Raw genomic sequence first — 22,053 nt, 5'->3', positions numbered from 1 at the left:
CCGGGGCCGCGTCGTCGCTCATGCCGGACGGTCCGGCCGTGCGTGTCGGCAGCGATGATCGGGTCGCCGCGATTCTGCCAGCACCCGCTCGCGTAGGGTTGCTAACGGACTGTCAAGGATCGTCAGACGAAAAGCGCGCAGTGGAATTTGCCATGTCGACGCAGCGGAATCGGCGCGCAAACCGTCGATTGCCGCTCGAGCGCATGCGAATCCGGTCAGTCCGGTCGCTCGCGCGCATCCTCGACGAGCAGGTCGACGAGATCGCGCGCGAAGCGCGGCAACGCATCGCGATCGGCGACGCAGATCTGCAACTGGCGCTCGGCCCAGTCGTCCTCGAGCGCGACGAGACGCAGCGCCATCGTCCTCGCATGGCGGCGCGCGGTGCCTTCGGGCAGCACGCCGACACCGACGTTCGCCTCGATCATCCGGCATGCGGTTTCGAAGTTGCTGACCTGGATGCGCCAGCGCAGCGTGCGCTGCACGTCGGCGGCCGCGCGCTTCAGGAAGGTATGGATCGCGCTCGCCTCGGGCAGGCCGATGAAGTCGTGGTCGAGCGTCGCGACGAACGGCGTCGATGCCAGGCTGGCGAGCGGGTGCCCGAGCGCGGTCGCGAGCACGAGACAGTCGCGCCGGTACGGCATCGCCTGCAGCCCGTCGGTGCATACGTCGCCGGCGACGATGCCGATGTCGATCATGCCGTCCTGCACCGCGCGCACGATGTCGGGGCTCAGCCGCTCCTGCATGTCGATCGTCACGTCCGGATGGTTGACGAGATAGTGACGCAGTACGCCCGGCAGGAACTCGCTCATCGCCGTGGTGTTCGCGAACACGCGCACGTGGCCTTTCACGCCCGACGCATATTCCTGCAGGTCGCCGGTCAGTTGCTCGAGCTGGCGCAGCACGCGGCGCGCATGCGCGAGCAGCGTGTCGCCCGGCGCGGTCAGCGTGACGCCCTGGCTCGTGCGGCTCAGCAGCTTCACGCCGACCTGCTCCTCGAGGTGCTTGATGCGGGTGCTGGCGGCCGGCACCGACAGATGCGCGCGTTCGGCGCCGCGTGTCAGGCTGTTCGCTTCCGCGATGTGCGTGAAAAGTTTGAGGTCGACGATATCGAAGCGCATGGACGTGGCGGCGGGAGGATGGCCGATTATCGCGCGAAGCCGCACGGCGCTGCACCGTCGGCGGCGACCCGTCGTCGCGGCCGGGATCTGTGTACCATCGTGCGTAGGGCGCGACGCGCGGCACCTGGGCATCACGGCCCGTGCGCCGCGTGCCGCGGATGCGGTCGTGCAACGAAGGTGAACGTTTCATGCGAAGTTTCTTTGTCCGGTTCATTGCAATCGGCGTGCTGTTCCATCTGTACGTCGGGATGCGGATCATTCCCGATGCGTTCGCGTCGCCGCTCGCGCGTACGATCGCGGCGCTCGTGCTGGCGAGTTTCGTCGTCCTGATTCCGGTCGGCATGTTCTCGCGCCGCTTCGACGACGGCTGGGCGGCGACGCTGGTCGGCTGGGCCGGCGCGCTCGTGATGGGCTTCTTCTCGTCGCTGCTGGTGCTGACGCTCCTGCGCGACTTCGTGCTGCTCGGCGTGCTCGTGTGGCGGCATCTCGGCCATGACGGCGCATGGCCCGGCGCCGCACCCGACACGGCGCTCGGCGTGCTGGCGGCCGCGGTGCTCGTGACCGCGATCGGGTTCGTCGGCGCGCGCCGTACGGCGGCGGTCAAGCGCGTGTCGATTCCGGTCGCCGGGCTGCCGGCCGCACTCGACGGGCTGACGATCGTGCAACTGTCCGACATCCACGTCGGGCCGACGATCAAGCGGCCCTACATCGAACGGATCGTGCGCGCGGTCAATGCGCTCGACGCCGACCTGGTGGTCGTGACGGGCGATGTGGTGGACGGTTCCGTCAAGCGCCTGCGCGAACACACCGCGCCGCTCGGCCAGATGCGCTCGCGGCACGGCACCTTCCTCGTGACGGGCAACCACGAGTACTACGCGGGTGCGCATGCGTGGATCGACGAGTTTCGTCGTATCGGGCTGACGGTGCTGCTGAACGAGCACGTGTTGATCGAGCGCGGCGGCGCACGCGCGGTGCTCGCGGGCGTGACCGACTTCACGGCGGGCGGCTTCGATCCCGCGCATCGCAGCGACCCCGCGCAGGCGCTGGCCGGTGCGCCGCGCGACGTCGGCACGAAGATCCTGCTCGCGCACCAGCCGCGCAGCGCGGAAGCGGCGAACCGCGCGGGCTTTACCGTGCAGTTGTCGGGGCACACGCATGGCGGCCAGTTCCTGCCGTGGCCGCCGTTCGTGCGGTTGCAGCAGCCGGTGGTCGGCGGGTTGAACCGCTTCGGCGACATGTGGCTGTATACGAGCCGCGGTACCGGCTACTGGGGGCCGCCGAACCGCTTCGGCGTGCCGTCCGAGATCACGCTGATCCGGCTGACGCGCGGCTAGCGGATGGCAGGGAGGCGGCCGTCACGCAATACGAACGCGTATCGCGGTGCACGGCAGATTTCTCGGCGGCTTTCTTTCAGCGGGGAATGACAGCGCATGGCGGCGCGCGGCGCCGTTGGCTAGTATGCAGACATGCCTCGTTTGCTTCGTTCCTTGCCCGTTCCTGCCGACATGTCGACGCCCGATCTCTTCGCTGATACACCCGCACCCGACGTGGACTGGTACCCGCATTGGCTTGCGCCACCCGCCGCGGACCACGCGCTGGCCGCGCTGATCGACGAGGTCGCGTGGCGACAGGACACGATCCGCACGCCGCGCGGGCGCATTCCGTTGCCGCGGCTCACCGCGTGGCAGGGCGAGCCCGATGCCGTGTACGTGTACTCGGGGATCCGCAACGTGCCCGAACCCTGGACGCCGGCCGTGCTCGTGCTGAAGCACGCGGTCGAGGCGACGTGCGGCGTGGGTTTCAACAGCGTGCTGCTCAATCGCTATCGCAACGGGCTGGACAGCCTCGGCTGGCACGCGGACAACGAACCCGAACTCGGCGACGCGCCGGTGATCGCGTCGGTGAGTCTCGGCGCGATGCGCGTGTTCGATCTTCGCCATCGCGAGACCGGCGTCACGCATGCGTACCGCCTCGTGCATGGCAGCCTGCTCGTGATGCGCGGGCGCACGCAGGCCGAATGGCAGCACCGCGTGCCGAAGGCGCCGGGCGTGCAGGGCGAACGCGTCAACCTGACCTTCCGACGCGTATCGATCGCGGCCGGATAGATCGCGCCCCGTTTCGGTGATTCACGAAAGGCCAATGCAAGCAATCGATGGGGCGTGCGGCACGTTGCCGCACGAATTCAATGCAGCGTGGTCCGGCCGGGCGCTCAGGCCCGTCCCGCAAGGCTCTCAGATAGATTCGATCGACCACCCGGTTCTGATAGGTGAGTGAAACCTCTGATGGTGCGTCGCAACAATTATTGACTACACTCAGGAATGGCACAAACGCGTCGGCAGGCCGGCGCGATCCTTTCGACATGCCTCCATGCGTTGCCGACGTAGCGCGCGACGGGGCAGGAGCACAACGCGTGACCGTACTCGACCCTTCCTTCGAACCCTCGCTACACGTCTTCGAGCAAGACGGCGGATGGCAATGGGCGCTGACGGTGAAGCGGGCGACCGGCGTCGGCGTGAAAGTCGTGGCGTTCAGCCGCGAAGGCTTTCGCGGCGAAGCCGAGGCATACGCCGCCGGCCAGCTTGCCCGCGCCGAATATGACCACGCCGTGACGGCCTGACGCCGGCGCGGCGATTCCGCCCGAGGATCGTCTTCCTCCGTACCGTCCGTGGCCGGACGGTGCTTCCCCGACTGTTTCCCGTTTCTGGTTGTGCGCTGGCGGTTCGCCGCGCCAATGGCCCGTGCGGTTCGATGCTGAAGCATCGCGCCGACGATGCGACACGCGTAGCGGAAGCCTCATGTACGCGCGCTTGCGTCCTCCCGGGCAAAGTGCGAACCCCGTATGGCGTGAGCGCGCCTGAAAGATGCCGGGCCATATCGTAATAAGATATGACGTTATCGCATCGGCGGGACGATGACGTCCCGCATTCCTGAAAGGAGCTATCCGTGCAACTGACCCAGTTAGGCGGGCATGTCGCCCAATCCGGCATCGCCGAACGGCAAAAACACGCGCAGGCGCTGATGTTCGGGATGGCGAACATCGACGAGTACGTGTCCGGCGGCGTCTGCTACGACGCCGCTGCTTATGTCCGCTATCTGCTGCGCGCCGATGCGATGATCGCGCCCGGTACGCTGCTCGACACGATCGGCCAGCTGTGGAAGACGCGCTTCAACTTCGAGACCGGCAATCAGTGGGACGGGCGCGCGAGCATCCCGGCGGGCACCGCGGTCGGCTTCGCGCGCGGCACCAATGTCTTTCACGCCGCGATCGCCGTCGGCGGCACCCGGATTCGCGGGATCAACGGCGGCCTGCTGGGCGCCGGATGGCTGCATCCGGTCGATCTGGCACGCGCGCTGCAGCCGGACCCGGCCGGCGGCTTTGCGTACGACCGCACGACCATTCGCGTCTATCTGTCGCGTCTGTAGGCTGCCTGGCGTCGACGCTCACGCTTCGGCCACCGTCGCCCGACCGCGTGCCGCGCGCCGGCGCCGGCGCCGCGCGGCCGCCTTCCCGCCGTCCGGCGATTTCCGCATGGCGTCGCGCCGTCCAACGCTGCTATCCTCTCGACCTTGAATGACGCGTCATGGTGCGTGGATGCGCGTGCCGCATCGCGGCGCCGCGCAGCGGTGCGAGCCCCCGCGCGCACTGAGGTAGCATGACTGAATCTCCATGGCGATCCATGACCTGTTTCGTGACTGATTTCCTTCCGCCCATGTCCACATGGTCAAGACAACGATGAGCGATGCACCTGAGCCGGCGGTGCCTGGCGACGACGAGTCGTCGGGCGGCGGCGCTTCGTCCTATCTGGTGCCGGGGCTCGAACGCGGGCTGCGGATCCTCGCCGAATTCTCCGCGCGCGAGCCCGTGCTCGGCGCACCCGAGCTGTCCAAGCGCATCGGCATTCCGCGCACGACCACGTTCCGCCTGCTGCAGACGCTCGAGGCGCTCGGCTTTCTCGAACGCGTGAACGGCGACCGCTATTTCCGGCTCGGCGTCGGCGTGTTGCGGCTCGGCTTCGAATACCTGAATTCGCTCGAACTGACCGATCTCGGCACGCCCGTGCTCGAACGGCTGCGCGATTCGACCGGCCTGTCGACGCACCTGCTGATCCGCGACCAGCGTGACGTGGTGTTCGTTGCGAAGGCGCAAAGCAATGCGTCGATGTTCGGTTCGGTGAAGGTGCACGTCGGCACGCGCCTGCCCGCGCATGCGACCGTGCACGGCCACGTGCTGATGGGCGACCTGACGCGCGATGCGCTGCGACAGCTCTATCCGGAGAAGAAACTCGAACAGTTCACCGAGCGTACGCCCGGTACCGTCGACGAGCTGTACGAACGCGTGCGTCATTACGCGCGGCTCGGCTATGCGGTCAGCGAGGCGGCGTTCGAGAGCGGCATTTCCGCGGTGACGGCGCCCGTGCGCGATCATTCGGGCTCGATCGTCGCGGCGATCACCGCGACGGTGCCGCGCTCGGAGATCGGCGAGGCCGGCGAGAAGGAGCGGCTCGTCGAAGCGGTGTGCGGTGCGGCGGTCGACCTGTCGCAACGGCTGAACTATCGTCCGCTCGAAAGCGACCCGACGTTCGCGCATGCGCGCCACAAGGTCGCGATGTTCTGACGCTCGCGCATCGAGCCGGCCGCGGTGCGCGGCATCGCAACGACAAGAGCGGCCCGCGGGCCGCTCTTGTCGTTTTCGGGCACCGCAGGCGCGGTGCCCGAGTTCGCTCAGAACGAGTGATGAATGCCGGTCAGCACGATCACCTGGTTCGCGGTGCTCGACACGCCGGCCGTGAAGAACGCGGCCTTCGCGCCGCCCGAGCCGTGTTCATAAAGCACGTTCGCATACAGCTGCGTGCGCTTCGACAACGCGTAGATGTCGCCGAGTTCGACCTGCGTCCAGCGGCGGCCGGCCAGCGTCGTGGTCGCCGCACCGCCCGCGATCGTGTTGAACGCGCTGCTGCGGTAATTCACGCCCGCGTCGTAGCTCTGGAACGTGTCGGAAAACCCGTTCGACTGCATCTTCACGCGCGTGTAGAGGCCATGCACGAGGAAGTCGCCGATCTGGTACGACGCGCCCGCGCCGATGTTCTCGACCTTGCTGGCGAGATAACCGTTCGCGGTGTTTTGCCCCTGGAACGACGTGATACCCGTCTGGCTGATCAGCAGCGAGCGGTCGTGCTCGTTCGAGTAGACGGCCGACGCCTTGAACGGCCCGTTCGCATAGTTCAGCGCGACGCCGACCGATTTGCCGGTCGAGAAGTTCGTCGTGTTGCCGAGCGCGAGTGTCGCCGCGGCGGAGAAACCCGCGAAGGTCGGCGAACGGTACTTGATCGAATTGTTGTACGGCACGTTGCCGGTCGCGGCGAGCCCGTCGATGTTGCCGGGATGGAACGCGTACCAGCTCAGCGCGAGATACGCGGTGCTGAGCGGATCGAGATAGTCGAACGACAGCGGCGTCTGGCGGCCGAGCGTCAGCGTGCCGTAGCGCTCGGCGCTGAGGCCGACGAACGCCGCGCGGTTCCAGATCGTGTTCGCCGTCGCGAACTGGCCGTTGTTCGTATAGAAGCCGTTTTCCAGCTGGAAGATCGCCGACAGTCCGTCGCCGAGATCTTCCTTGCCCTTCAGGCCCCACCGGTCGGGCTGCGTATTGCCCTGGATCATCGCCCACTTCGCGTGGCCGCCGACGTTGTTCACGTATGCGACGCCCGCATCCATGCTGCCGTACAGCACCACGCTGCTCTGCGCCCACGCGCCCGACGCGGCGCCCATCCCGATGACTGCTGCTGCTACCGCATGCTTGACCATTTGATCTCCTGACTCTCCAACCTGATGAATACGTGTTGTGACGGCCTGCGCGGGGACGGCCGGCCGTCGCGCATGTTCATCGCCGAACGGGCATTTTTATGTTCCATATAAGGAACAATGTGCCTTTAATGGAATGGAGTATAGAGGGGGCGCGCCCGATCAAAAATAAATTTTTCGGGACGGATGAGCGCCGGGCAGACGCCCGGCAATACCGCGTGATGTCTCGAAAAAGCCGATAAATCCCCGTCGCATAACAAAAAATTACATTCGATAGGGTAGACGAAGGGAGCGGCCGAGCTAAGTGTCGGTGTTTTCCCTAGGACATGCAGCTTTTTATTTTGCTCGTGGAAAGTCGCTCCTATAATCACCATCCATAAACTGATGTTCCTAATATGGAACAAATCGGAGCAAACCGAGAGTCGATCAGAAGGAAGGGTGTGAGATGTCTGAACAATGGATTTGCGCCGGTCATGCCGGCGCGCTGTCGGAAGACACGCCGATCGAGTTCAAGCGGACCGACGGCGTGGAAATCGGGATCTACCGCGTCGGCGACGACGTGTATGCGCTCGAGAACGTATGCCCGCATGCGTACGCGCTGCTGACGCAGGGGTTCGTCGACGAAGGCACGGTCGAATGCCCGCTGCACGAGGCCGTGTTCGACATCAAGACGGGCGCATGCCTGAAGGGGCCGGGCGGACGTGCGCTGAAGCAGTACGCGGTGCGCCTCGCCGGTGAAGAAATCCAGATCAAGGTGGAATGACATGAAAGAAGCGACCGTCAACTTCAATCCCTTCCTGAAGCCGTGGGTGGCGCCGCAGCCGAACAACGTCGCGGGCAAGGGGCAGATCGAAATCCCCGGTCAGGTCGAGAACCAGATCTGGCAGAACCGCAAGGCCGCACCGACTCAATACGAAAACGACCTCGGCGATGCGCTCGAACGCGTGTTCGAGAGCGGCGCGACCGAGCTGGACGATGTCGTCGCGGGGCTGAACCGCATCGGCTTCCGCGCGCCGGACGGCACGGTTTGGACACCCGAGCGTTTCCGCGCCGAAATGGCCTCGCTGGCGGAATGAACGCACCGACCGCGCCGCGCGCCTGAGCGCCGACCCGACAACCGCATCCGGAGCACACTGATGACGTCCCCCGACCAACACGAAGCCCACCACGACCCGGTCCGTGACTATCTCGACCGCGGCATCAAGAACTACTGGTATCCCGTCGCGCCGAGCTGGCAGGTGTCGAACGCGCCCGTCGGCCTCACGCGCCTGTCCGAGCAGATCGTGCTGTGGCGCGATCACGACGGCAAGGTCCACGCGCTGGAAGATCGTTGCCCGCACCGCGGCGCGCGTCTGTCGCTCGGCTGGAACCTCGGCGGCAACATCGCGTGCTGGTATCACGGCATCGAAGTCGACGGCGGTGGCACGGTCAACCGTGTGCCGGCCGTGTCGAACTGTCCGCTCGAAGGCATGAAGTGCGTGAAGTCGTATCCGGTCGAAGAGAAGGCCGGCGCGATCTTCCTGTGGTTCGGCGACGAAGCGCACGGCGAGCCGGCGCCGCTGAACCTGCCGGAAGAACTGGTCGCCGACGAGTATGCGCACTTCCTGTGCGTATCGAACTGGAAGTGCAATTACCAGTACGCGATCGACAACGTGATGGACCCGATGCACGGTGCCTATCTGCACGCGACGTCGCACTCGATGGCCGAAGGCGACAAGCAGGCCGACATGCGCGTGCGCAAGACGGACACGGGCCTGATGTTCGAGAAGATCGGCCAGCGCGACGTGAACTTCGACTGGGTCGAGCTCGGCGAAACGGGCTGCCTGTGGATGCGTCTCGCGATTCCGTACAAGCAGAAGTTCGGCCCGGGCGGCAATTTCGGGATCATCGGCTTCGCGACGCCGGTCGACGGCGACCACTGCCAGGTTTACTTCTGGCGTACCCGCAAGGTCGGCGGCTGGCAGCGCGACGTGTGGCGCTTCATGTATCGCAACCGCCTCGAAGGCCTGCACTGGGACGTGCTCGAGCAGGATCGCTACGTCCTCGAAAGCCTCGCGCCGCATGCGCGCGATCACGAATACCTGTACCAGCACGACGTCGGCATCACGCGCGTGCGCCGGATGCTGCGCCAGCGTGCGCAGGAGCATCTGTCCGCGCTCGACGCGCATCGTGCAGCGCATGCCGCCGCGGAGCCCGCGAATGGCTGAGTTCGCTCCGGTCGTCGCGCTGCCCGGCCGCCGCGTGCTCGTCACGGGCGGTGCGCGCGGTCTCGGCGCCGCGTTCGTGAAGGCGCTGGTCGAAGCGGGCGCACAAGTCGCGTTCGGCGACGTGCTGGCGGAAGAGGGCCGCGCGCTGGCCGCGCGGCTCACGCAAGCCGGCCACGCCGCGCATTTCTTCGCACTCGACCTGGCCGACCCGGCGAGCATCGATGCCTTCGTCGCGCAGGGCGCGGCGGCGCTCGGCGGCCTCGATGCGCTGATCAACAACGCGGCGATCACGAACTCGGGCGGCAAGCTGTCGACGGAGCTCGACGTGTCGACGTGGGATGCCGTGATGAACGTGAACGTGCGCGGCGTGTGGCTCGTCAGCAATGCGGCGCTGCCGCACCTCGCGCGGTCGGGTCGCGGCGCGATCGTGAACCTCGCGTCGGACACCGCGTTGTGGGGCGCGCCGAAGCTGCTCGCGTACGTCGCCAGCAAGGGCGCGGTGATCGCGATGACGCATGCGCAGGCGCGCGAGTTCGGTGCGCACGGCGTGACGGTCAACGCGATCGCGCCGGGGCTGACCGAAGTCGAGGCGACTGCGTACGTACCGGCCGAACGCCATGCGTTCTACCTGCAGGGCCGCGCATTGACGCGCACGCAATTGCCTGAGGACGTGACGGGCCCCGTGCTGTTCCTGCTGTCGGACGGCGCGCGCTTCGTGACGGGCCAGCTGCTGCCGGTGAACGGCGGCTTCGTAATGAACTGATTTGAAGTTTTCACTCGGAATGAAGGAGAGGACGATGGCGGACGCCGATCTCGAACGCAAGTCGTGGGACCAGCCGGAAGGCGCAAGCTTCAACGACTGGATGGAAGGGCGCGTCGCGCGCTATGCGACGCGGCGCTACGACTGGGACGCGCTGAAGTTCCAGGCCGATTACGACCCGAAGTACCGCCGTGCGCAGATGCGCTATGTCGGCACGGGCGGCACGGGCGTCGCGAAGGACGTCAACACGGTGCCGGCCGGCAACTTCACGTTCTCGACGATGGTCATCCCGGCCGGCAACATCGGCCCGAGCCACATCCATATCGACGTCGAGGAAATCTTCTTCGTGCTGCGCGGCAAGATGAAGGTGATCTGCGAGCGCGACGGCGAGACCTGGGAAGCGATCCTCGGCGAGCGCGACCTGATCTCGGTGCCGCCGGGCGTGTATCGCACGGAAATCAACATCGGCGAGGAAGATGCGCTGATGTGCGTGATGCTCGGTTCGTCGAAGCCGATCACGCCGACGTATCCGCCCGATTCGCCGCTCGCGAAGATCAAGCGCTGAGACGGGGCGGATGAAGCAATGAGTGTCATCGACAAACGTGAACGCGACCGCACCGCGGCGTTCGCCGCGCTGCTCGGGCAGTTTCCCGAGCAGCGTTGCGCGGCCGGCGCGGCGGGCACGATTGGCTACCGTGAGGCGGGTGCAGGCGAGGCCGGCGCGCAGCATGCGGGCCGTGCGCTGCCCGTCGTGCTGCTGCACGGGATCGGTTCGGGCGCCGCATCGTGGGTCCGCCAGCTCGACGCGCTCGGTGCATCGCGGCGTGTACTCGCGTGGGATGCGCCCGGTTACGGCGTGTCGACGCCCGTGCACGGCGCGTCGCCCGCCGCCGCCGATTACGCGGCATCGCTGAACGCGTGGCTCGAGGCACTCGGCATCGAACGCTGCGTGCTGGTCGGTCATTCGCTCGGCGCGATCATCGCGGGCGGCCTCGTCCGCGTGATGCCCGCGCGGATCGCCGGGCTGCTGCTGATTTCGCCCGCGGGCGGCTACGGCAGTGCGCCAGCCGACACGCGCGAATCGCGCCGCGACGCACGGCTCGCGATGCTCGCGGAACTCGGCCCGGCCGGGCTCGCCGAGCAGCGCAGCGGCAACATGCTGTCCGGCTTCGCGAACGAGGAGGCAAAGGCATGGGTGCGCTGGAACATGGCGCGCATCGTGCCGGCCGGCTATGCGCAGGCCACGCATCTGCTCGCGAACGCCGATCTCGCGGCCGATCTCGCCGGCTTTCGCGGCCGCACGGCCGTGGCCGTCGGCGCGAACGACGCGATCACGCCGCCCGCCGCGTGCGAGCGGATCGCCGCGGCCGCGCACGTCGGGCTGCAGGTGATTCCGCAGGCAGGGCATGCCGGCTACGTGGAAGCGCCGGCCGTTTATTCCGCGCTGATCGATACGTTCTGTCGTCAGTGCGACCCACAGCGGGGGCTGGCATGAGCGAACCGCTGCAACAAAACGAATCCGACCACGCGAAGGCGGAAGCCAGCTACGTCGTGCCGGGCCTCGAACGCGGGCTGCGGATTCTCGCCGAATTCTCGCCGCGCGAGCCCGTGCTCGGCGCGCCCGAGCTGTCGAAACGGCTCGGCATTCCGCGCACGACGGTGTTCCGTCTGCTGCAGACGCTCGAATCGCTCGGTTTTCTCGAACGCGCGGACAAGGATCGCAACTACAAGCTCGGCATCGCCGTGCTGCGGCTCGGCTTCGAATACCTGAGCTCGCTGGAACTGACCGATCTCGGCCTGCCGGTGATCGAGAGCCTGCGCGACGCGACCGGCTTCACGACGCACATCGTGATTCGCGACGGCCGCGACGTGGTGTTCGTCGCGAAGGCGCAGAGCCAGTCGCCGGTGTTCAGCTCGATCCGCGTGAACGTCGGCACCCGGCTGCCCGCGCACGCGACGACGCACGGCCACGTGCTGATGGGCGACCTGTCGCTGAAGGAACTGCACGCGCTGTATCCGGAAGGCGCGCTGAACCGGATGACGAGCGCGACGCCGGAAACGGTCGACGCGCTGTACGACGTGATCCGCGAGGATGCGCTGCGCGGCTACGGCGTCAGCAATTCGTCGTTCGAGCGCGGGATCTCGGTCGTCACGGCGCCGGTACGCAACGAGACGCAGAGGATCGTCGCGTGCATCACGGTGACGGTGCCGCGTCCGGAGATCGACGCGGCGCTGATCGCGGACGGGCTGATCGACAAGGTGCAGCGCGCAGCGGCGGAATTGTCGCGGCGGCTCAATTACCGCTCGGATGACGAGCACACGTTTCTCAAAGCTTTAGGACTCCGATGATCCAGATCGATCTGACCGGGCAAGTGGCGGTGGTGACGGGCGGCTCGTCCGGCATCGGCCTCGCGACGGCCGAGCGGTTCCTGCAGGCCGGCGCGTCGGTCGCCATCTGTGGCCGCGACGACGAACGCCTCGCACGCGCCGAAGCGATGCTGCGCGACAAGTACGCAGGCGCACAGCTGCTGGCCGCGCGCTGCGACGTGCTCGACGAAGCCGACGTGACCGCCTTCGCACAGGCCGTGTCCGACCGCTTCGGCCGCGCCGACATGCTGGTCAACAACGCCGGCCAGGGCCGCGTGTCGACCTTTGCCGATACGGCCGACGACGCCTGGCGCGAAGAACTCGAACTGAAGTACTTCAGCATCATCCGCCCGACGCGCGCATTCCTGCCGCTGCTGCGCGACGCGGCTGCGCCGACGATCACCTGCGTGAACTCGCTGCTCGCGCTGCAGCCGGAGCCGCACATGGTCGCGACGTCGTCGGCGCGCGCGGGCGTGCTGAGCCTCGTGAAGTCGCTCGCGACCGAACTCGCGCCGCAGCGCATCCGCGTGAACTCGATCCTGATCGGCATCGTCGAGTCGGGACAGTGGCGCCGCCGTTACGACACGCAGGCGCAGCCCGGCGAAAGCTGGGAAGACTGGACGGGCGCGCTCGCCCGCAAGAAGCACATTCCGCTGAATCGCTTCGGCAAGCCTGACGAGGCCGCCTGGGCACTTTTTTATCTCGCAACGCATCTGTCGTCCTACACGACGGGCAGCCATATCGACGTTTCTGGAGGCTTTGCACGCCATGTCTGAAAAAACCACGGTTGGCGAGCTGATTGCCGCCTTTCTCGAGCAGTGCGGCGTGAAGACCGCATTCGGTGTCATCTCGATCCACAACATGCCGATCCTCGACGCGATCAACTCGCGCGGCAACATCCGGTATGTCGGTGCGCGCGGGGAAGCGGGTGCGCTGAACATGGCCGACGGGCTGGCCCGCGTGTCGGGCGGCCTGGGCGTCGCGTTCACGAGCACGGGCACGGCGGCCGGCAATGCGGCCGGCGCGATGGTCGAGGCACTGACGGCCGGCACCGCGCTGCTGCACGTCACCGGGCAGATCGAGACGCCGTATCTCGACCGGGATCTCGCGTACATCCACGAAGCGCCCGACCAGTTGTCGATGCTCGACTCGATCTCGAAGGCCGCGTTCCGCGTGCGCACCGTCGAAACCGTGCTGCCGACGATCCGCGAAGCCGTGCGCATCGCGCAGACGGCGCCGACGGGCCCCGTATCCGTCGAGATTCCGATCGACATCCAGGCAGCCGAAATCGAATGGCCGGAAGACCTCGCGCCGGCGCACGTCGCGGTGCGCGAGCACGACAGCGCCCGCGTCGCGAAGCTCGCCGACGCGCTCGCGGCCAAGCGCCGCCCGCTGCTGTGGCTCGGCGGCGGCGCGCGCCATGCACGCGAGGAAGTCGAACGCCTCGTGAAGCTCGGCTTCGGCGTCGTGACGAGCGTGCAGGGCCGCGGCGTGCTGCCGGAAGATCATCCGGCGACACTCGGCGCGTTCAACGTGCATGCGTCCGTCGAAGCGTTCTACAAGACCTGCGACGCGCTCGTCGTGGTCGGCTCGCGGCTGCGCGGCAACGAAACGCTGAAGTACAAGCTCGCGCTGCCGCAGCCGCTGTTCCGCGTCGATGCCGACGCGCTTGCCGACAACCGCGGCTATCGCAACGCGCTGTTCGTGCATGGCGATTCGAAGCGCGTGCTGGCCGAGCTGGCCGACCGCCTCGAAGGCCGCCTGTCGGTCGATCCGCAATTCGCGGCCGATCTGGCGGCAGCCCGCGAGGAGGCTGTGGCCGACGTGGCGAAGGGCCTCGGGCCGTACAAGAAGCTCGTCGACACGCTGCAGGGCGCGGTGGGCCGCGACTACAACTGGGTGCGCGACGTGACGATCTCGAACAGCACGTGGGGCAACCGTCTGCTGAAGATCTTCGAGCCGCGCTCGGGCGTGCATGCGCTCGGCGGCGGCATCGGCCAGGGCATCCAGATGGGCATCGGCGCGGCGCTCGCGGGCGCGGCGGCGAAGACGGTCTGCCTGGTCGGCGACGGCGGCCTGATGGTCAACGTCGGCGAGCTCGTCACGGCCGTGCAGGAAAACGCGAACGTGATGATCGTGCTGATGAACGACCAGTGCTACGGCGTGATCCGCAACATCCAGGATGCGCATTACGGCGGCCGCCGCTGCTTCGTGCAGCTGCACCAGCCCGATTTCGCGCAGTTCTGCGCGAGCTTCGGCCTCACGCACTACCGGATCACGTCGCTCGATCAGGCCGAAGCGATCGTGCGCGAAGGGATCGCGAAGGAAGGGCCGGTAATGGTCGAGGTCGACATGCTGTCGGTGGGCTCGTTCGCGTCGAACTTCGCGGGGCCGCCGGTGAAGAAGGAAGCGCCGACGGAGCGCCAGTATGCATAACGGGCAAAAGCGGGCGCGCGCCCCCGTCGACGTCGCGATGATCGGCTTCGGCGCGATCGGCGCGGCCGTGTACCGCGCGGTCGAGCACGATGCGTCGTTGCGCGTCGCGCACGTGATCGTGCCGGAACACCAGCGCGCGGCGGTGCAGCGCGAGCTCGGCGGCGCGGTGGAGGTCGTGTCGTCGGTCGACGCGCTGGCTCGCCGCCCGGAGTTCGCGCTCGAATGCGCGGGCCACGGCGCGCTCGTCGATCACGTCGTGCCGCTGCTGAAAGCCGGCACGGACTGCGCGGTCGCGTCGATCGGCGCGCTGTCCGATCTCGCGCTGCTCGACGTGCTGTCGCAGGCCGCCGACGAAGGCGGCACGACGGTGACGCTGCTGTCCGGCGCGATCGGCGGCATCGACGCGCTGGCGTCCGCGAAGGAAGGCGGCCTCGACGAAGTCCGGTACGTCGGCCGCAAGCCGCCGCTCGGCTGGCTCGGCACGCCGGCCGAGGAATTATGCGACCTGCGCGCGATGACCGAGGAAAAGGTGATCTTCGAAGGCAGCGCGCGCGACGCCGCGCGGCTGTATCCGAAGAACGCGAACGTCGCGGCGACGGTGGCGCTCGCGGGCCTCGGCCTCGACGCGACGCACGTGCGCCTGATCGCCGATCCGGCCGTCGAGCGCAACGTGCACCGCATCACCGCGCGCGGCGCATTCGGCGAGATGTCGCTGGAAATGAGCGGCAAGCCGCTGCCCGACAACCCGAAGACGTCCGCGCTGACGGCGTACAGCGCGATTCGCGCGCTGCGCAACCGCGCGGCCTGCTGCGTGATCTGACCGGACCATCGAGCATCCGCTCGCGCCACGGCGAGGGCGGATGTGCAGAGACAGATTTGTGGGACTTGTGACATGACTCCTTTCGATACGAGCCTCGTACCCGACGGCAGCATCCTGATCGGCGGCGAGTGGCGGCGCGGCCGTGGCGCGCCTTACACGAGCATCTATCCGGCCGACCAGTCGGTGAACATGGAAGTGTCGACGGCGAACGCGGAAGACGCGGCCGACGCCGTCGTGGCGGCCGACGCCGCGTGGCGTCGCGCCGACTGGGCCGGCCTGAAGCCGCACCAGCGCGCGCAGGTGCTGTACCGCATCGCCGACCTGATCATGCAGCGCCACGAAGCGCTCGCGAACCTGCAGCGCCGCGACAACGGCAAGCCGATCGGCGAGACGCGCGTGCTGGTGGCCAGCGCCGCGAACACGTTCCGCTACTTCGCGGCCTGCCTCGAGACGCTCGACGAAGAGCTGACGCCGTCGCGCGGCGACTACCTGACGATGAGCGTGTACGAGCCGATCGGCGTGATCGCGGCGATCACGCCGTGGAATTCGCCGATCGCGTCCGATGCGCAGAAGCTCGCGCCGGCGCTGGCCGGCGGCAACGCGGTGGTGCTCAAGCCGGCCGAAGTCACGCCGCTCGTGTCGCTCGCGCTGGCGCGCATCTGCGAGGAAGCGGGCGTGCCGAAGGGCGTGCTGAGCGTGCTGCCGGGCAAGGGCTCGGTGATCGGCGACGTGCTCGTGCGTCATCCGCTCGTGAAGAAGGTGTCGTTCACCGGCGGCACCGAAGTGGGCCGCGGCATCGCGCGCATCGCGGCCGAGAAGCTGATGCCGGTGTCGCTCGAACTCGGCGGCAAGTCGCCGACGATCGTCTGCGACGACGCCGATCTCGATCACGCGGTCAACGGCGTGCTGTACGGCATCTTCAGCTCGTCGGGCGAAGCCTGCATCGCCGGTTCGCGGCTGTTCGTGCAGCGGGCGGTGTACGACGCATTCATGCAGCGGCTGGTGGCCGGCGCACGCAAGCTGCGCGTGGGCGACCCGACGCGGCCCGACACGCAGATGGGCCCGCTGATCACCGCGAAGCATCGCGAATCTGTGGAACGCTACGTCGCGCTCGGGCTGGAAGAGGGCGGCAGGCTGCTGTGCGGTGGCGAGCGGCCGTCGGGCGACGGGCGCGAGCACGGTTTCTTCTATCAGCCGACGATTCTCGAAGGCTTGCCGAACAGCGCGCGCATTTGCCAGGAAGAAATCTTCGGGCCGGTGCTGGTCGCGATGGCGTTCGACGACGAGGCGTCGCTGATCGCGCAGGCGAACGACAGCGTGTTCGGCCTCGCGGCCGGCATCTGGACACGCGACTACAAGCGCGCATGGCGCATCGCGCGGGCGCTGGAGACGGGCACCGTCTGGATCAACACGTACAAGCTGTTTTCGATCTCCACGCCGTTCTCGGGCTGGAAGGAGAGCGGGATGGGCCGCGAGAAGGGGCGTCTCGGCATCCGCGAATACATGCAGCAGAAGAGCCTCTACTGGGGCTTGAACGACGCGCCGCTGCCGTGGGCGAACTGAGCGAAGGGGAATGACGCAATGAGCATCTTGGGAATCGAGCAGATCACGTACGGTGTCGACGATCTGGCCACCTGCCGGCGTTTTTTCGCCGACTGGGGTTTGAAGGAAGTCGCGCACGACGACACGCGGGCGCGTTTCGAGACGCTGAACGGCTGTACCGTGCTGATCGTGAAAGCCGACGATCCGTCGCTGCCGCCCGCATTCGAGGCGGGCCCGACGCTGCGTGAAGTCACGTGGGGCGTCGCGACGCCGCGCGAACTCGATGACCTGCGCACGAAGCTGGCCGGCCAGCCCGGCTATTACGCGCAGGACGATGCGGTCGGCTGTATCGACCCGAACGGGATGGCGATCCGTATCGAAGTGACGCGCAAGCGTGCACTCGGCATCACCGGCTCGCCGTCGAACGTGTGGGGCCAGACGCTGCGCGTCGACCAGCCGAGCCCGATCTATGCGCGCGCCGAGCCGGTCGAAGTCGGGCACGTGGTGTTCTTCACGAACTGCCTCGACGCGCAGGAAACGTTCTATCACGAACTGCTCGGCTTCGAGACGTCGGATCGTTATCCGGGCCGAGGCGCATTCATGCGCTGCGCGCCGCACGGTGGCCATCACGACCTGTTCCTGCTCGCGCTGCCTACGGCCAAGCGTGGCCTGAACCACGTCGCGTTCACCGTGCGCGACATCCACGAAGTGTTCGGCGGCGGCATGCACATCGACCGCTGCGGCTGGGAAACGCAGCTCGGCCCGGGGCGTCATCCGGTGTCGTCCGCGTACTTCTGGTACTTCCGGAATCCGGCCGGCGCGCTGATCGAGTACTACGCGGACGAAGACGTGCTGACGCCCGAATGGCAGCCACGCGAATTCGAACCTGGCCCGACCGTATTCGCCGAATGGGCGGTCGACGGCGGCCTCGACGGCAACACGCGGCGGCAGAAGAACGCGAAGGCGCCGGAAGGCAAGTTCATGACGGAGCGCAAATCGTGAGCGAAGCAAACACACAGGAGCAGCCCGCGCCGGGCACGGTCGTCGTGATCGGCGGCGGTCAGGCGGCCGGTTGGGTGCTGAAGACGCTGCGCGCCGAAGGCTTCGCGGGTCGCCTCGTGATGATCGCAGACGAGCCGCATCTGCCGTACGAGCGCCCGCCGTTGTCGAAGGCCGTGCTGGCCGGCGACGCGGACATCGAAACGGTGCGCGTCGTGCGCCCCGACGAATTCGACGCGCTGAATGTCGAAGCGTGGCAGCCGGAACGCGCGGCGTCGATCGATCGCACGCGCCGCGTGGTGAAGACCGAAAGCGGCCGCGAGATCGAATACGACCGGCTCGTGATCGCGACCGGCGGCACGTCGCGCCGCTTGCCCGATGCGCTCGTCAAGACGCCGCACCTGCATTACCTGCGTACGCTCGACGAAGCGGCCGCGCTCGGCGAGAAGCTGCGCGCGAGCCGGCGCGTGCTCGTGATAGGCGGTGGCTGGATCGGCCTCGAAGTCGCGGCGACCGCGCGCAAGCTCGGTGTGGATGCAACCGTGGTCGAAGGCGCGCCGCGCCTGTGCGGCCGCTCGGTGCCGCAGATCGTGTCCGACTTCCTGCTCGACCTGCATCGTTCGAACGGTGTCGACGTGCGACTGGGCGCGGCACTCGAATCGCTCGATGCGCAACCGGACGACGCGTCGAAGGTGCGGGCGACGCTCGCCGACGGCACGACGATCGACGCCGATTTCGCGGTGGCCGGCATCGGCCTCGCGCTCAATGCATCGCTCGCGAGCGACGCGGGGCTCGCGGTCGACGACGGCATCGTCGTCGACGAATACGGCGCAACGAGCGACCCGGCGATCTTCGCGTGCGGCGACGTCGCGAACCATCACAACGGCTGGCTGAAGCGGCGCGTGCGGCTCGAATCGTGGGCCAACGCGCAGAACCAGGCGATCGCGGCGGCGAAGGCCGTGCTCGGCGTGCGTGCACCGTACGCGGAGATTCCGTGGTTCTGGTCCGATCAGTACGACGTGAACCTGCAGATCCTCGGTGATCTGCCGGCCGATGCGCAGCTCGTCGTGCGCGGCGATCTCGCCGCGCGTCGTGCGACGCTGTTTTTTGTCGGCGACGGGCATGTGAGAGGTGTCATCGCCGTGAACAACGCGCGTGAGCTGAAGCTCGCGCGCAAGTGGATGAACCAGGGCCGGGCGGTGGATACGGAAGCCCTGGCAGACACGACCCAAGCGCTTGCCTGACCGGCCCAACCCGGAAAGAGATCCAGGAGATCCCCCGCATGAGCACTTTCGACAACGTCGTGGCCGGCAGGGCCGCGACGGAAGCTGCCGCCTCCACGCCTGGCGCGATCATCGCGCGGCTCGAGCGGCTTCCGGCCAACGCGATGCAGATCCGCGCACGCGTGCTGATCGGCACCGCGACGTTCTTCGACGGCTTCGACGTGATCACGATCGCGGCGACGCTGCCGCTGCTGATTCACAAATGGGGGCTGTCGCCGACGCAGATCGGCATGCTGATCGCGTCCGGCGCGATCGGCCAGCTGATCGGCGCATTCCTGTTTCCCGCACTCGCCGAAAAGCACGGCCGCGTGAAGGCGATCGCGTGGAGCTCGGCCGTGATCGGCATCACGAGCATCGCGTGCGGCTTCGCGCCGACCTTCGAGGTGTTCGTGCTGCTACGAATCCTGCAGGGGCTCGGGCTGGGCGGCGAGTTGCCGGTCGCCGCGACGTACATCAACGAGATCACGCGGGCACACGGCCGCGGCCGCTTCGTGCTGCTGTACGAGATCGTGTTCCCGATCGGCCTGCTCGTGTCGATGGCGCTCGGCGCGTGGCTCGTGCCGCGCTTCGGCTGGGAGATCATGTACTTCGTCGGCGGGCTGCCGCTGATCCTGTCGCTCGTGCTCACGCACCTCGTGCCGGAGTCGCCGCGCTGGCTCGCGTCGCGCGGGCGGCTCGCGGAAGCCGGGCGTGCGGTCGGCGTGTTCGAAGGCTCGGTGCGCGGCGAGCTGCCGCCGGTCACGCAGGTGGCCGCGTTCGACGAGATGGTGCGCCAGCATCCGAAGCGCAGGATGAGCGACCTGTTCAGCGCCGCGTATCGCAAGCGCACGCTCGCGGTGGCGACGTTGTGGGCGACCTGCGGGTTCATCCAGTACGGGCTGTCGACGTGGCTGCCGACGATCTACAAGAACTTCTATCACGCACCGCTGCAGCTCGCTCTGAACCTCGCGGTGATCGGGTCGGTGATGGGCGTGCTCGGGTCGCTCGCTTCCGCGCTGCTGGTCGACAAGCTCGGCCGCAAGCCGGTGATCGTGTGGTCGTTCGTGCTGTGCGCGCTGTCGCTGGCGCTCGCGGGCATCTATCACGCGTCGTCGGTGTATGTGGTCGCGGTGTTCTGCTCGCTGTCGCTCGGGCTGATGGCGTCGGGCTTCATTACCGCGTACGTCTATACGCCGGAGCAGTATCCGACGAGCATCCGCGCGTCGGGCTGCGGGCTCGGCAGCGCGTGGCTGAAGATCGCGTCGTTCGCCGCGCCGATGATCGTGCCGCACGCGATCATCGGCGGGAACCTCGCGCCGGCGTTCTACCTGATCGGCATCGTGCCGCTGATCGCGGCTGTGACCGTGCATTTCGTCGGGATCGAGACGAAGGGGAAGGTGCTGGAAGCGCTCGAAGCGTAAGCATATTCCGCAGCGGCGGATGGCGTGAACCGAAAGGCTCGGGCGATGTTCCCCGGGCCTTTTTGTTTCGCGGCGCTCCCGCAGTGGTGTGCGGCGCTGAGCGTACGCGCGATTGTTGGCGCACGGCTGACGTGTTCTAATTCACGGTCCCGATTTCGTCAGACGATTTCCATGCCCCTGTTCGAACCCGTCACGCTGACTACTTCCCGCCTCGTGCTGCGGCCGCTTCGCGACGCCGACGCGCCGGCCTTCTTCGAGATCTGGTCCGATGCGGAAGCGATGCGCTACTTCTCGTTCTCGCCGATGACGCAGATCGAGCAAGCCGAGGCGCGCGTCGCGCGCAACGTGCAGACGTCCGCGAGCGGGGAGAGTCTGACCTGCGTGCTGGAACTGCGGGAAACCGGCGACGCGCTTGGCGAATGCGCGCTGTTCCATGCGAACGAGCAGTGCCGGCGCGCTGAGATCGGCTTCAGCTTGCGGCGCGCGTTCTGGCGCGGCGGATACATGCGTGAAGCGGCGTCGGCGTTGATCGACCATGCCTTCGGCACGCTGCGGCTGAACCGGCTCGAGGCCGATATCGATCCGCGCAACGCCGCGTCGGCGGGGCTGCTCGAGCGGCTCGGCTTCGTGCGGGAAGGGCTGCTGCGCGAACGCTGGATCGTCGGCGACGAAGTGTCGGACAGCGCGCTGTACGGGTTGCTGGCGAGCGATCGCGGCGCGTAAATGGCCGACTTGCCGGATTCGCCGGGCGAACGTACGCTTGGTCGATACCCCGATCGACCCACAGGATCTCGACCATGCAAGCCCATCCTTTGCGTCTTTCCCCCGGCGACGATCTGCGCGGCGCCATCGAGGCAGCGCTACATCGGCACGAAGCGCACGCGGCCTTCGTGATCCAGGGCATCGGCAGCCTGAGCGTCGCGCAGTTGCGCTTCGCCGGCGTCGACGAGCCGACCGAACTGCGCGGCGATCTCGAAATCCTGACGCTGGCCGGCTCGGTGTCGCCGGACGGCGCGCATCTGCATATGTCGGTCTCGGATGCGGACGGCCACGTGACGGGCGGCCATGTCGCACGCGGCTGCGTGGTGCGCACGACGGCCGAGATCCTGCTCGCGCTGCTGCCCGCGCATCGTTTCTCGCGCGAGCCCGATGCGGGCACCGGCTTCAACGAACTGGTGATCCGGCGCGATCCATCGTGAGCCGGGCGGCGGCGCCGCATGAGTATCGTGTAGCGGCGATCGCACCATCCTTTCCACCCCGCATAAAAAAGGCGCCGCGGCCATTCGGCCCGCGGCGCCTTTCGGTGCGCTGCGACGTGGACC

23 protein-coding genes are annotated in these 22,053 nt (G+C 67.5%); 21 read left to right on the top strand and 2 right to left on the bottom strand.

The window, feature by feature from the left end:
• Positions 1-215: 215 nt before the first annotated feature.
• Complete coding sequence (locus tag SY91_RS22135; protein WP_185921366.1) at positions 216-1,118, bottom strand: LysR substrate-binding domain-containing protein; 903 nt, start codon at positions 1,116-1,118, stop codon at positions 216-218.
• Positions 1,119-1,306: 188 nt separating this feature from the next.
• Here SY91_RS22135 and SY91_RS22130 point away from each other — a divergent pair, with 188 nt between their 5' ends.
• The 5 genes from SY91_RS22130 (at position 1,307) to SY91_RS22110 (ending at position 5,733) form a co-directional block, all read left to right on the top strand.
• Complete coding sequence (locus SY91_RS22130) at positions 1,307-2,452, top strand: metallophosphoesterase (protein WP_185921365.1); 1,146 nt, start codon at positions 1,307-1,309, stop codon at positions 2,450-2,452.
• Between the two features lie 171 nt (positions 2,453-2,623).
• The gene (locus tag SY91_RS22125; RefSeq protein ID WP_185642881.1) at positions 2,624-3,223 is read left to right on the top strand and encodes an alpha-ketoglutarate-dependent dioxygenase AlkB; all 600 of its coding nucleotides are present in this window, start codon (positions 2,624-2,626) and stop codon (positions 3,221-3,223) included.
• 305 nt (positions 3,224-3,528) lie between these two features.
• Positions 3,529-3,735, top strand: a complete 207-nt coding sequence (locus SY91_RS22120; RefSeq protein ID WP_006478718.1) for a hypothetical protein — start codon at positions 3,529-3,531, stop codon at positions 3,733-3,735.
• Between the two features lie 326 nt (positions 3,736-4,061).
• The gene (gene tecA, locus SY91_RS22115) at positions 4,062-4,541 is read left to right on the top strand and encodes a type 6 secretion system effector deamidase TecA (protein ID WP_185921364.1); all 480 of its coding nucleotides are present in this window, start codon (positions 4,062-4,064) and stop codon (positions 4,539-4,541) included.
• Positions 4,542-4,836: 295 nt separating this feature from the next.
• The gene (locus SY91_RS22110; protein WP_023475914.1) at positions 4,837-5,733 is read left to right on the top strand and encodes an IclR family transcriptional regulator; all 897 of its coding nucleotides are present in this window, start codon (positions 4,837-4,839) and stop codon (positions 5,731-5,733) included.
• Positions 5,734-5,840: 107 nt separating this feature from the next.
• On the opposite strand, the gene SY91_RS22105 is transcribed toward SY91_RS22110, so the two are convergent.
• A complete protein-coding gene (locus tag SY91_RS22105; RefSeq protein WP_012339772.1) occupies positions 5,841-6,920 on the bottom strand; it encodes a porin in 1,080 nt (359 codons plus the stop codon).
• 442 nt (positions 6,921-7,362) lie between these two features.
• Here SY91_RS22105 and SY91_RS22100 point away from each other — a divergent pair, with 442 nt between their 5' ends.
• The 16 genes from SY91_RS22100 (at position 7,363) to SY91_RS22025 (ending at position 21,930) form a co-directional block, all read left to right on the top strand.
• Entirely contained in the window at positions 7,363-7,680 is a 318-nt protein-coding gene (locus SY91_RS22100) for a non-heme iron oxygenase ferredoxin subunit (RefSeq protein ID WP_006478721.1), read from the top strand.
• A 1-nt stretch (position 7,681) separates the two neighbouring features.
• Positions 7,682-7,993, top strand: coding sequence for a recombinase-like helix-turn-helix domain-containing protein (locus tag SY91_RS22095; protein ID WP_006478722.1), 312 nt, complete (start codon positions 7,682-7,684; stop codon positions 7,991-7,993).
• Between the two features lie 60 nt (positions 7,994-8,053).
• Complete coding sequence (locus SY91_RS22090) at positions 8,054-9,124, top strand: aromatic ring-hydroxylating oxygenase subunit alpha (RefSeq protein WP_006478723.1); 1,071 nt, start codon at positions 8,054-8,056, stop codon at positions 9,122-9,124.
• Positions 9,117-9,887 carry an SDR family oxidoreductase gene (locus tag SY91_RS22085; RefSeq protein WP_023475913.1) on the top strand — a complete coding sequence of 257 codons (771 nt, stop codon included), beginning with the start codon at positions 9,117-9,119 and terminating at the stop codon, positions 9,885-9,887. The genes SY91_RS22090 and SY91_RS22085 overlap by 8 nt, the downstream gene beginning before the upstream one ends.
• A gap of 34 nt (positions 9,888-9,921) precedes the next feature.
• Positions 9,922-10,449 carry a cupin domain-containing protein gene (locus SY91_RS22080; RefSeq protein ID WP_006489904.1) on the top strand — a complete coding sequence of 176 codons (528 nt, stop codon included), beginning with the start codon at positions 9,922-9,924 and terminating at the stop codon, positions 10,447-10,449.
• An 18-nt stretch (positions 10,450-10,467) separates the two neighbouring features.
• The gene (locus SY91_RS22075; RefSeq protein ID WP_023475912.1) at positions 10,468-11,379 is read left to right on the top strand and encodes an alpha/beta fold hydrolase; all 912 of its coding nucleotides are present in this window, start codon (positions 10,468-10,470) and stop codon (positions 11,377-11,379) included.
• On the top strand, positions 11,376-12,233 hold the full coding sequence (locus SY91_RS22070) for an IclR family transcriptional regulator (protein WP_006478727.1): 858 nt from the start codon (positions 11,376-11,378) through the stop codon (positions 12,231-12,233). Before SY91_RS22075 ends, SY91_RS22070 begins: the two co-directional genes overlap by 4 nt.
• Entirely contained in the window at positions 12,230-13,027 is a 798-nt protein-coding gene (locus SY91_RS22065) for an SDR family oxidoreductase (protein WP_023475911.1), read from the top strand. The genes SY91_RS22070 and SY91_RS22065 overlap by 4 nt, the downstream gene beginning before the upstream one ends.
• Positions 13,020-14,687 (top strand): thiamine pyrophosphate-binding protein, encoded by a 1,668-nt coding sequence (locus tag SY91_RS22060; RefSeq protein WP_006478729.1) that lies wholly within the window; start codon positions 13,020-13,022, stop codon positions 14,685-14,687. The genes SY91_RS22065 and SY91_RS22060 overlap by 8 nt, the downstream gene beginning before the upstream one ends.
• A complete protein-coding gene (locus SY91_RS22055; RefSeq protein ID WP_006478730.1) occupies positions 14,680-15,507 on the top strand; it encodes an aspartate dehydrogenase in 828 nt (275 codons plus the stop codon). The genes SY91_RS22060 and SY91_RS22055 overlap by 8 nt, the downstream gene beginning before the upstream one ends.
• Positions 15,508-15,579: 72 nt before the next feature.
• The gene (locus tag SY91_RS22050) at positions 15,580-17,070 is read left to right on the top strand and encodes an aldehyde dehydrogenase (RefSeq protein WP_023475910.1); all 1,491 of its coding nucleotides are present in this window, start codon (positions 15,580-15,582) and stop codon (positions 17,068-17,070) included.
• An 18-nt stretch (positions 17,071-17,088) separates the two neighbouring features.
• A complete protein-coding gene (locus tag SY91_RS22045; protein WP_034174715.1) occupies positions 17,089-18,051 on the top strand; it encodes a VOC family protein in 963 nt (320 codons plus the stop codon).
• On the top strand, positions 18,048-19,292 hold the full coding sequence (locus SY91_RS22040; protein ID WP_023475908.1) for an NAD(P)/FAD-dependent oxidoreductase: 1,245 nt from the start codon (positions 18,048-18,050) through the stop codon (positions 19,290-19,292). Before SY91_RS22045 ends, SY91_RS22040 begins: the two co-directional genes overlap by 4 nt.
• 38 nt (positions 19,293-19,330) lie before the next feature.
• Positions 19,331-20,731, top strand: coding sequence for an MFS transporter (locus SY91_RS22035; RefSeq protein ID WP_006478733.1), 1,401 nt, complete (start codon positions 19,331-19,333; stop codon positions 20,729-20,731).
• A 171-nt stretch (positions 20,732-20,902) separates the two neighbouring features.
• On the top strand, positions 20,903-21,454 hold the full coding sequence (locus SY91_RS22030) for a GNAT family N-acetyltransferase (protein ID WP_023475907.1): 552 nt from the start codon (positions 20,903-20,905) through the stop codon (positions 21,452-21,454).
• A gap of 74 nt (positions 21,455-21,528) precedes the next feature.
• Positions 21,529-21,930, top strand: coding sequence for a PPC domain-containing DNA-binding protein (locus SY91_RS22025; RefSeq protein ID WP_023475906.1), 402 nt, complete (start codon positions 21,529-21,531; stop codon positions 21,928-21,930).
• Positions 21,931-22,053 lie beyond the last annotated feature (123 nt).

This window comes from Burkholderia cenocepacia, from assembly GCF_014211915.1.
In the GTDB taxonomy this organism is placed as follows: Bacteria; Pseudomonadota; Gammaproteobacteria; order Burkholderiales; family Burkholderiaceae; genus Burkholderia; species Burkholderia orbicola.
The sequence above is the reverse complement of the archived record's forward strand: the minus strand, read 5'-3'. Positions and strand labels throughout refer to the sequence as shown.

Coding starts and splice junctions, on each gene's coding strand:
- SY91_RS22045 (WP_034174715.1), top strand. CDS start 17,089: ATGAGCATCTTGGGAATCGAGCAGATCACGTACGGTGTCGACGATCTG.
- SY91_RS22130 (WP_185921365.1), top strand. CDS start 1,307: ATGCGAAGTTTCTTTGTCCGGTTCATTGCAATCGGCGTGCTGTTCCAT.
- SY91_RS22050 (WP_023475910.1), top strand. CDS start 15,580: ATGACTCCTTTCGATACGAGCCTCGTACCCGACGGCAGCATCCTGATC.
- SY91_RS22070 (WP_006478727.1), top strand. CDS start 11,376: ATGAGCGAACCGCTGCAACAAAACGAATCCGACCACGCGAAGGCGGAA.
- SY91_RS22105 (WP_012339772.1), bottom strand. CDS start 6,920: ATGGTCAAGCATGCGGTAGCAGCAGCAGTCATCGGGATGGGCGCCGCG.
- SY91_RS22110 (WP_023475914.1), top strand. CDS start 4,837: ATGGTCAAGACAACGATGAGCGATGCACCTGAGCCGGCGGTGCCTGGC.
- SY91_RS22025 (WP_023475906.1), top strand. CDS start 21,529: ATGCAAGCCCATCCTTTGCGTCTTTCCCCCGGCGACGATCTGCGCGGC.
- SY91_RS22075 (WP_023475912.1), top strand. CDS start 10,468: ATGAGTGTCATCGACAAACGTGAACGCGACCGCACCGCGGCGTTCGCC.
- SY91_RS22100 (WP_006478721.1), top strand. CDS start 7,363: ATGTCTGAACAATGGATTTGCGCCGGTCATGCCGGCGCGCTGTCGGAA.
- SY91_RS22125 (WP_185642881.1), top strand. CDS start 2,624: ATGTCGACGCCCGATCTCTTCGCTGATACACCCGCACCCGACGTGGAC.
- SY91_RS22060 (WP_006478729.1), top strand. CDS start 13,020: ATGTCTGAAAAAACCACGGTTGGCGAGCTGATTGCCGCCTTTCTCGAG.
- SY91_RS22080 (WP_006489904.1), top strand. CDS start 9,922: ATGGCGGACGCCGATCTCGAACGCAAGTCGTGGGACCAGCCGGAAGGC.
- SY91_RS22135 (WP_185921366.1), bottom strand. CDS start 1,118: ATGCGCTTCGATATCGTCGACCTCAAACTTTTCACGCACATCGCGGAA.
- SY91_RS22090 (WP_006478723.1), top strand. CDS start 8,054: ATGACGTCCCCCGACCAACACGAAGCCCACCACGACCCGGTCCGTGAC.
- SY91_RS22065 (WP_023475911.1), top strand. CDS start 12,230: ATGATCCAGATCGATCTGACCGGGCAAGTGGCGGTGGTGACGGGCGGC.
- SY91_RS22095 (WP_006478722.1), top strand. CDS start 7,682: ATGAAAGAAGCGACCGTCAACTTCAATCCCTTCCTGAAGCCGTGGGTG.
- SY91_RS22055 (WP_006478730.1), top strand. CDS start 14,680: ATGCATAACGGGCAAAAGCGGGCGCGCGCCCCCGTCGACGTCGCGATG.
- SY91_RS22030 (WP_023475907.1), top strand. CDS start 20,903: ATGCCCCTGTTCGAACCCGTCACGCTGACTACTTCCCGCCTCGTGCTG.
- SY91_RS22085 (WP_023475913.1), top strand. CDS start 9,117: ATGGCTGAGTTCGCTCCGGTCGTCGCGCTGCCCGGCCGCCGCGTGCTC.
- SY91_RS22035 (WP_006478733.1), top strand. CDS start 19,331: ATGAGCACTTTCGACAACGTCGTGGCCGGCAGGGCCGCGACGGAAGCT.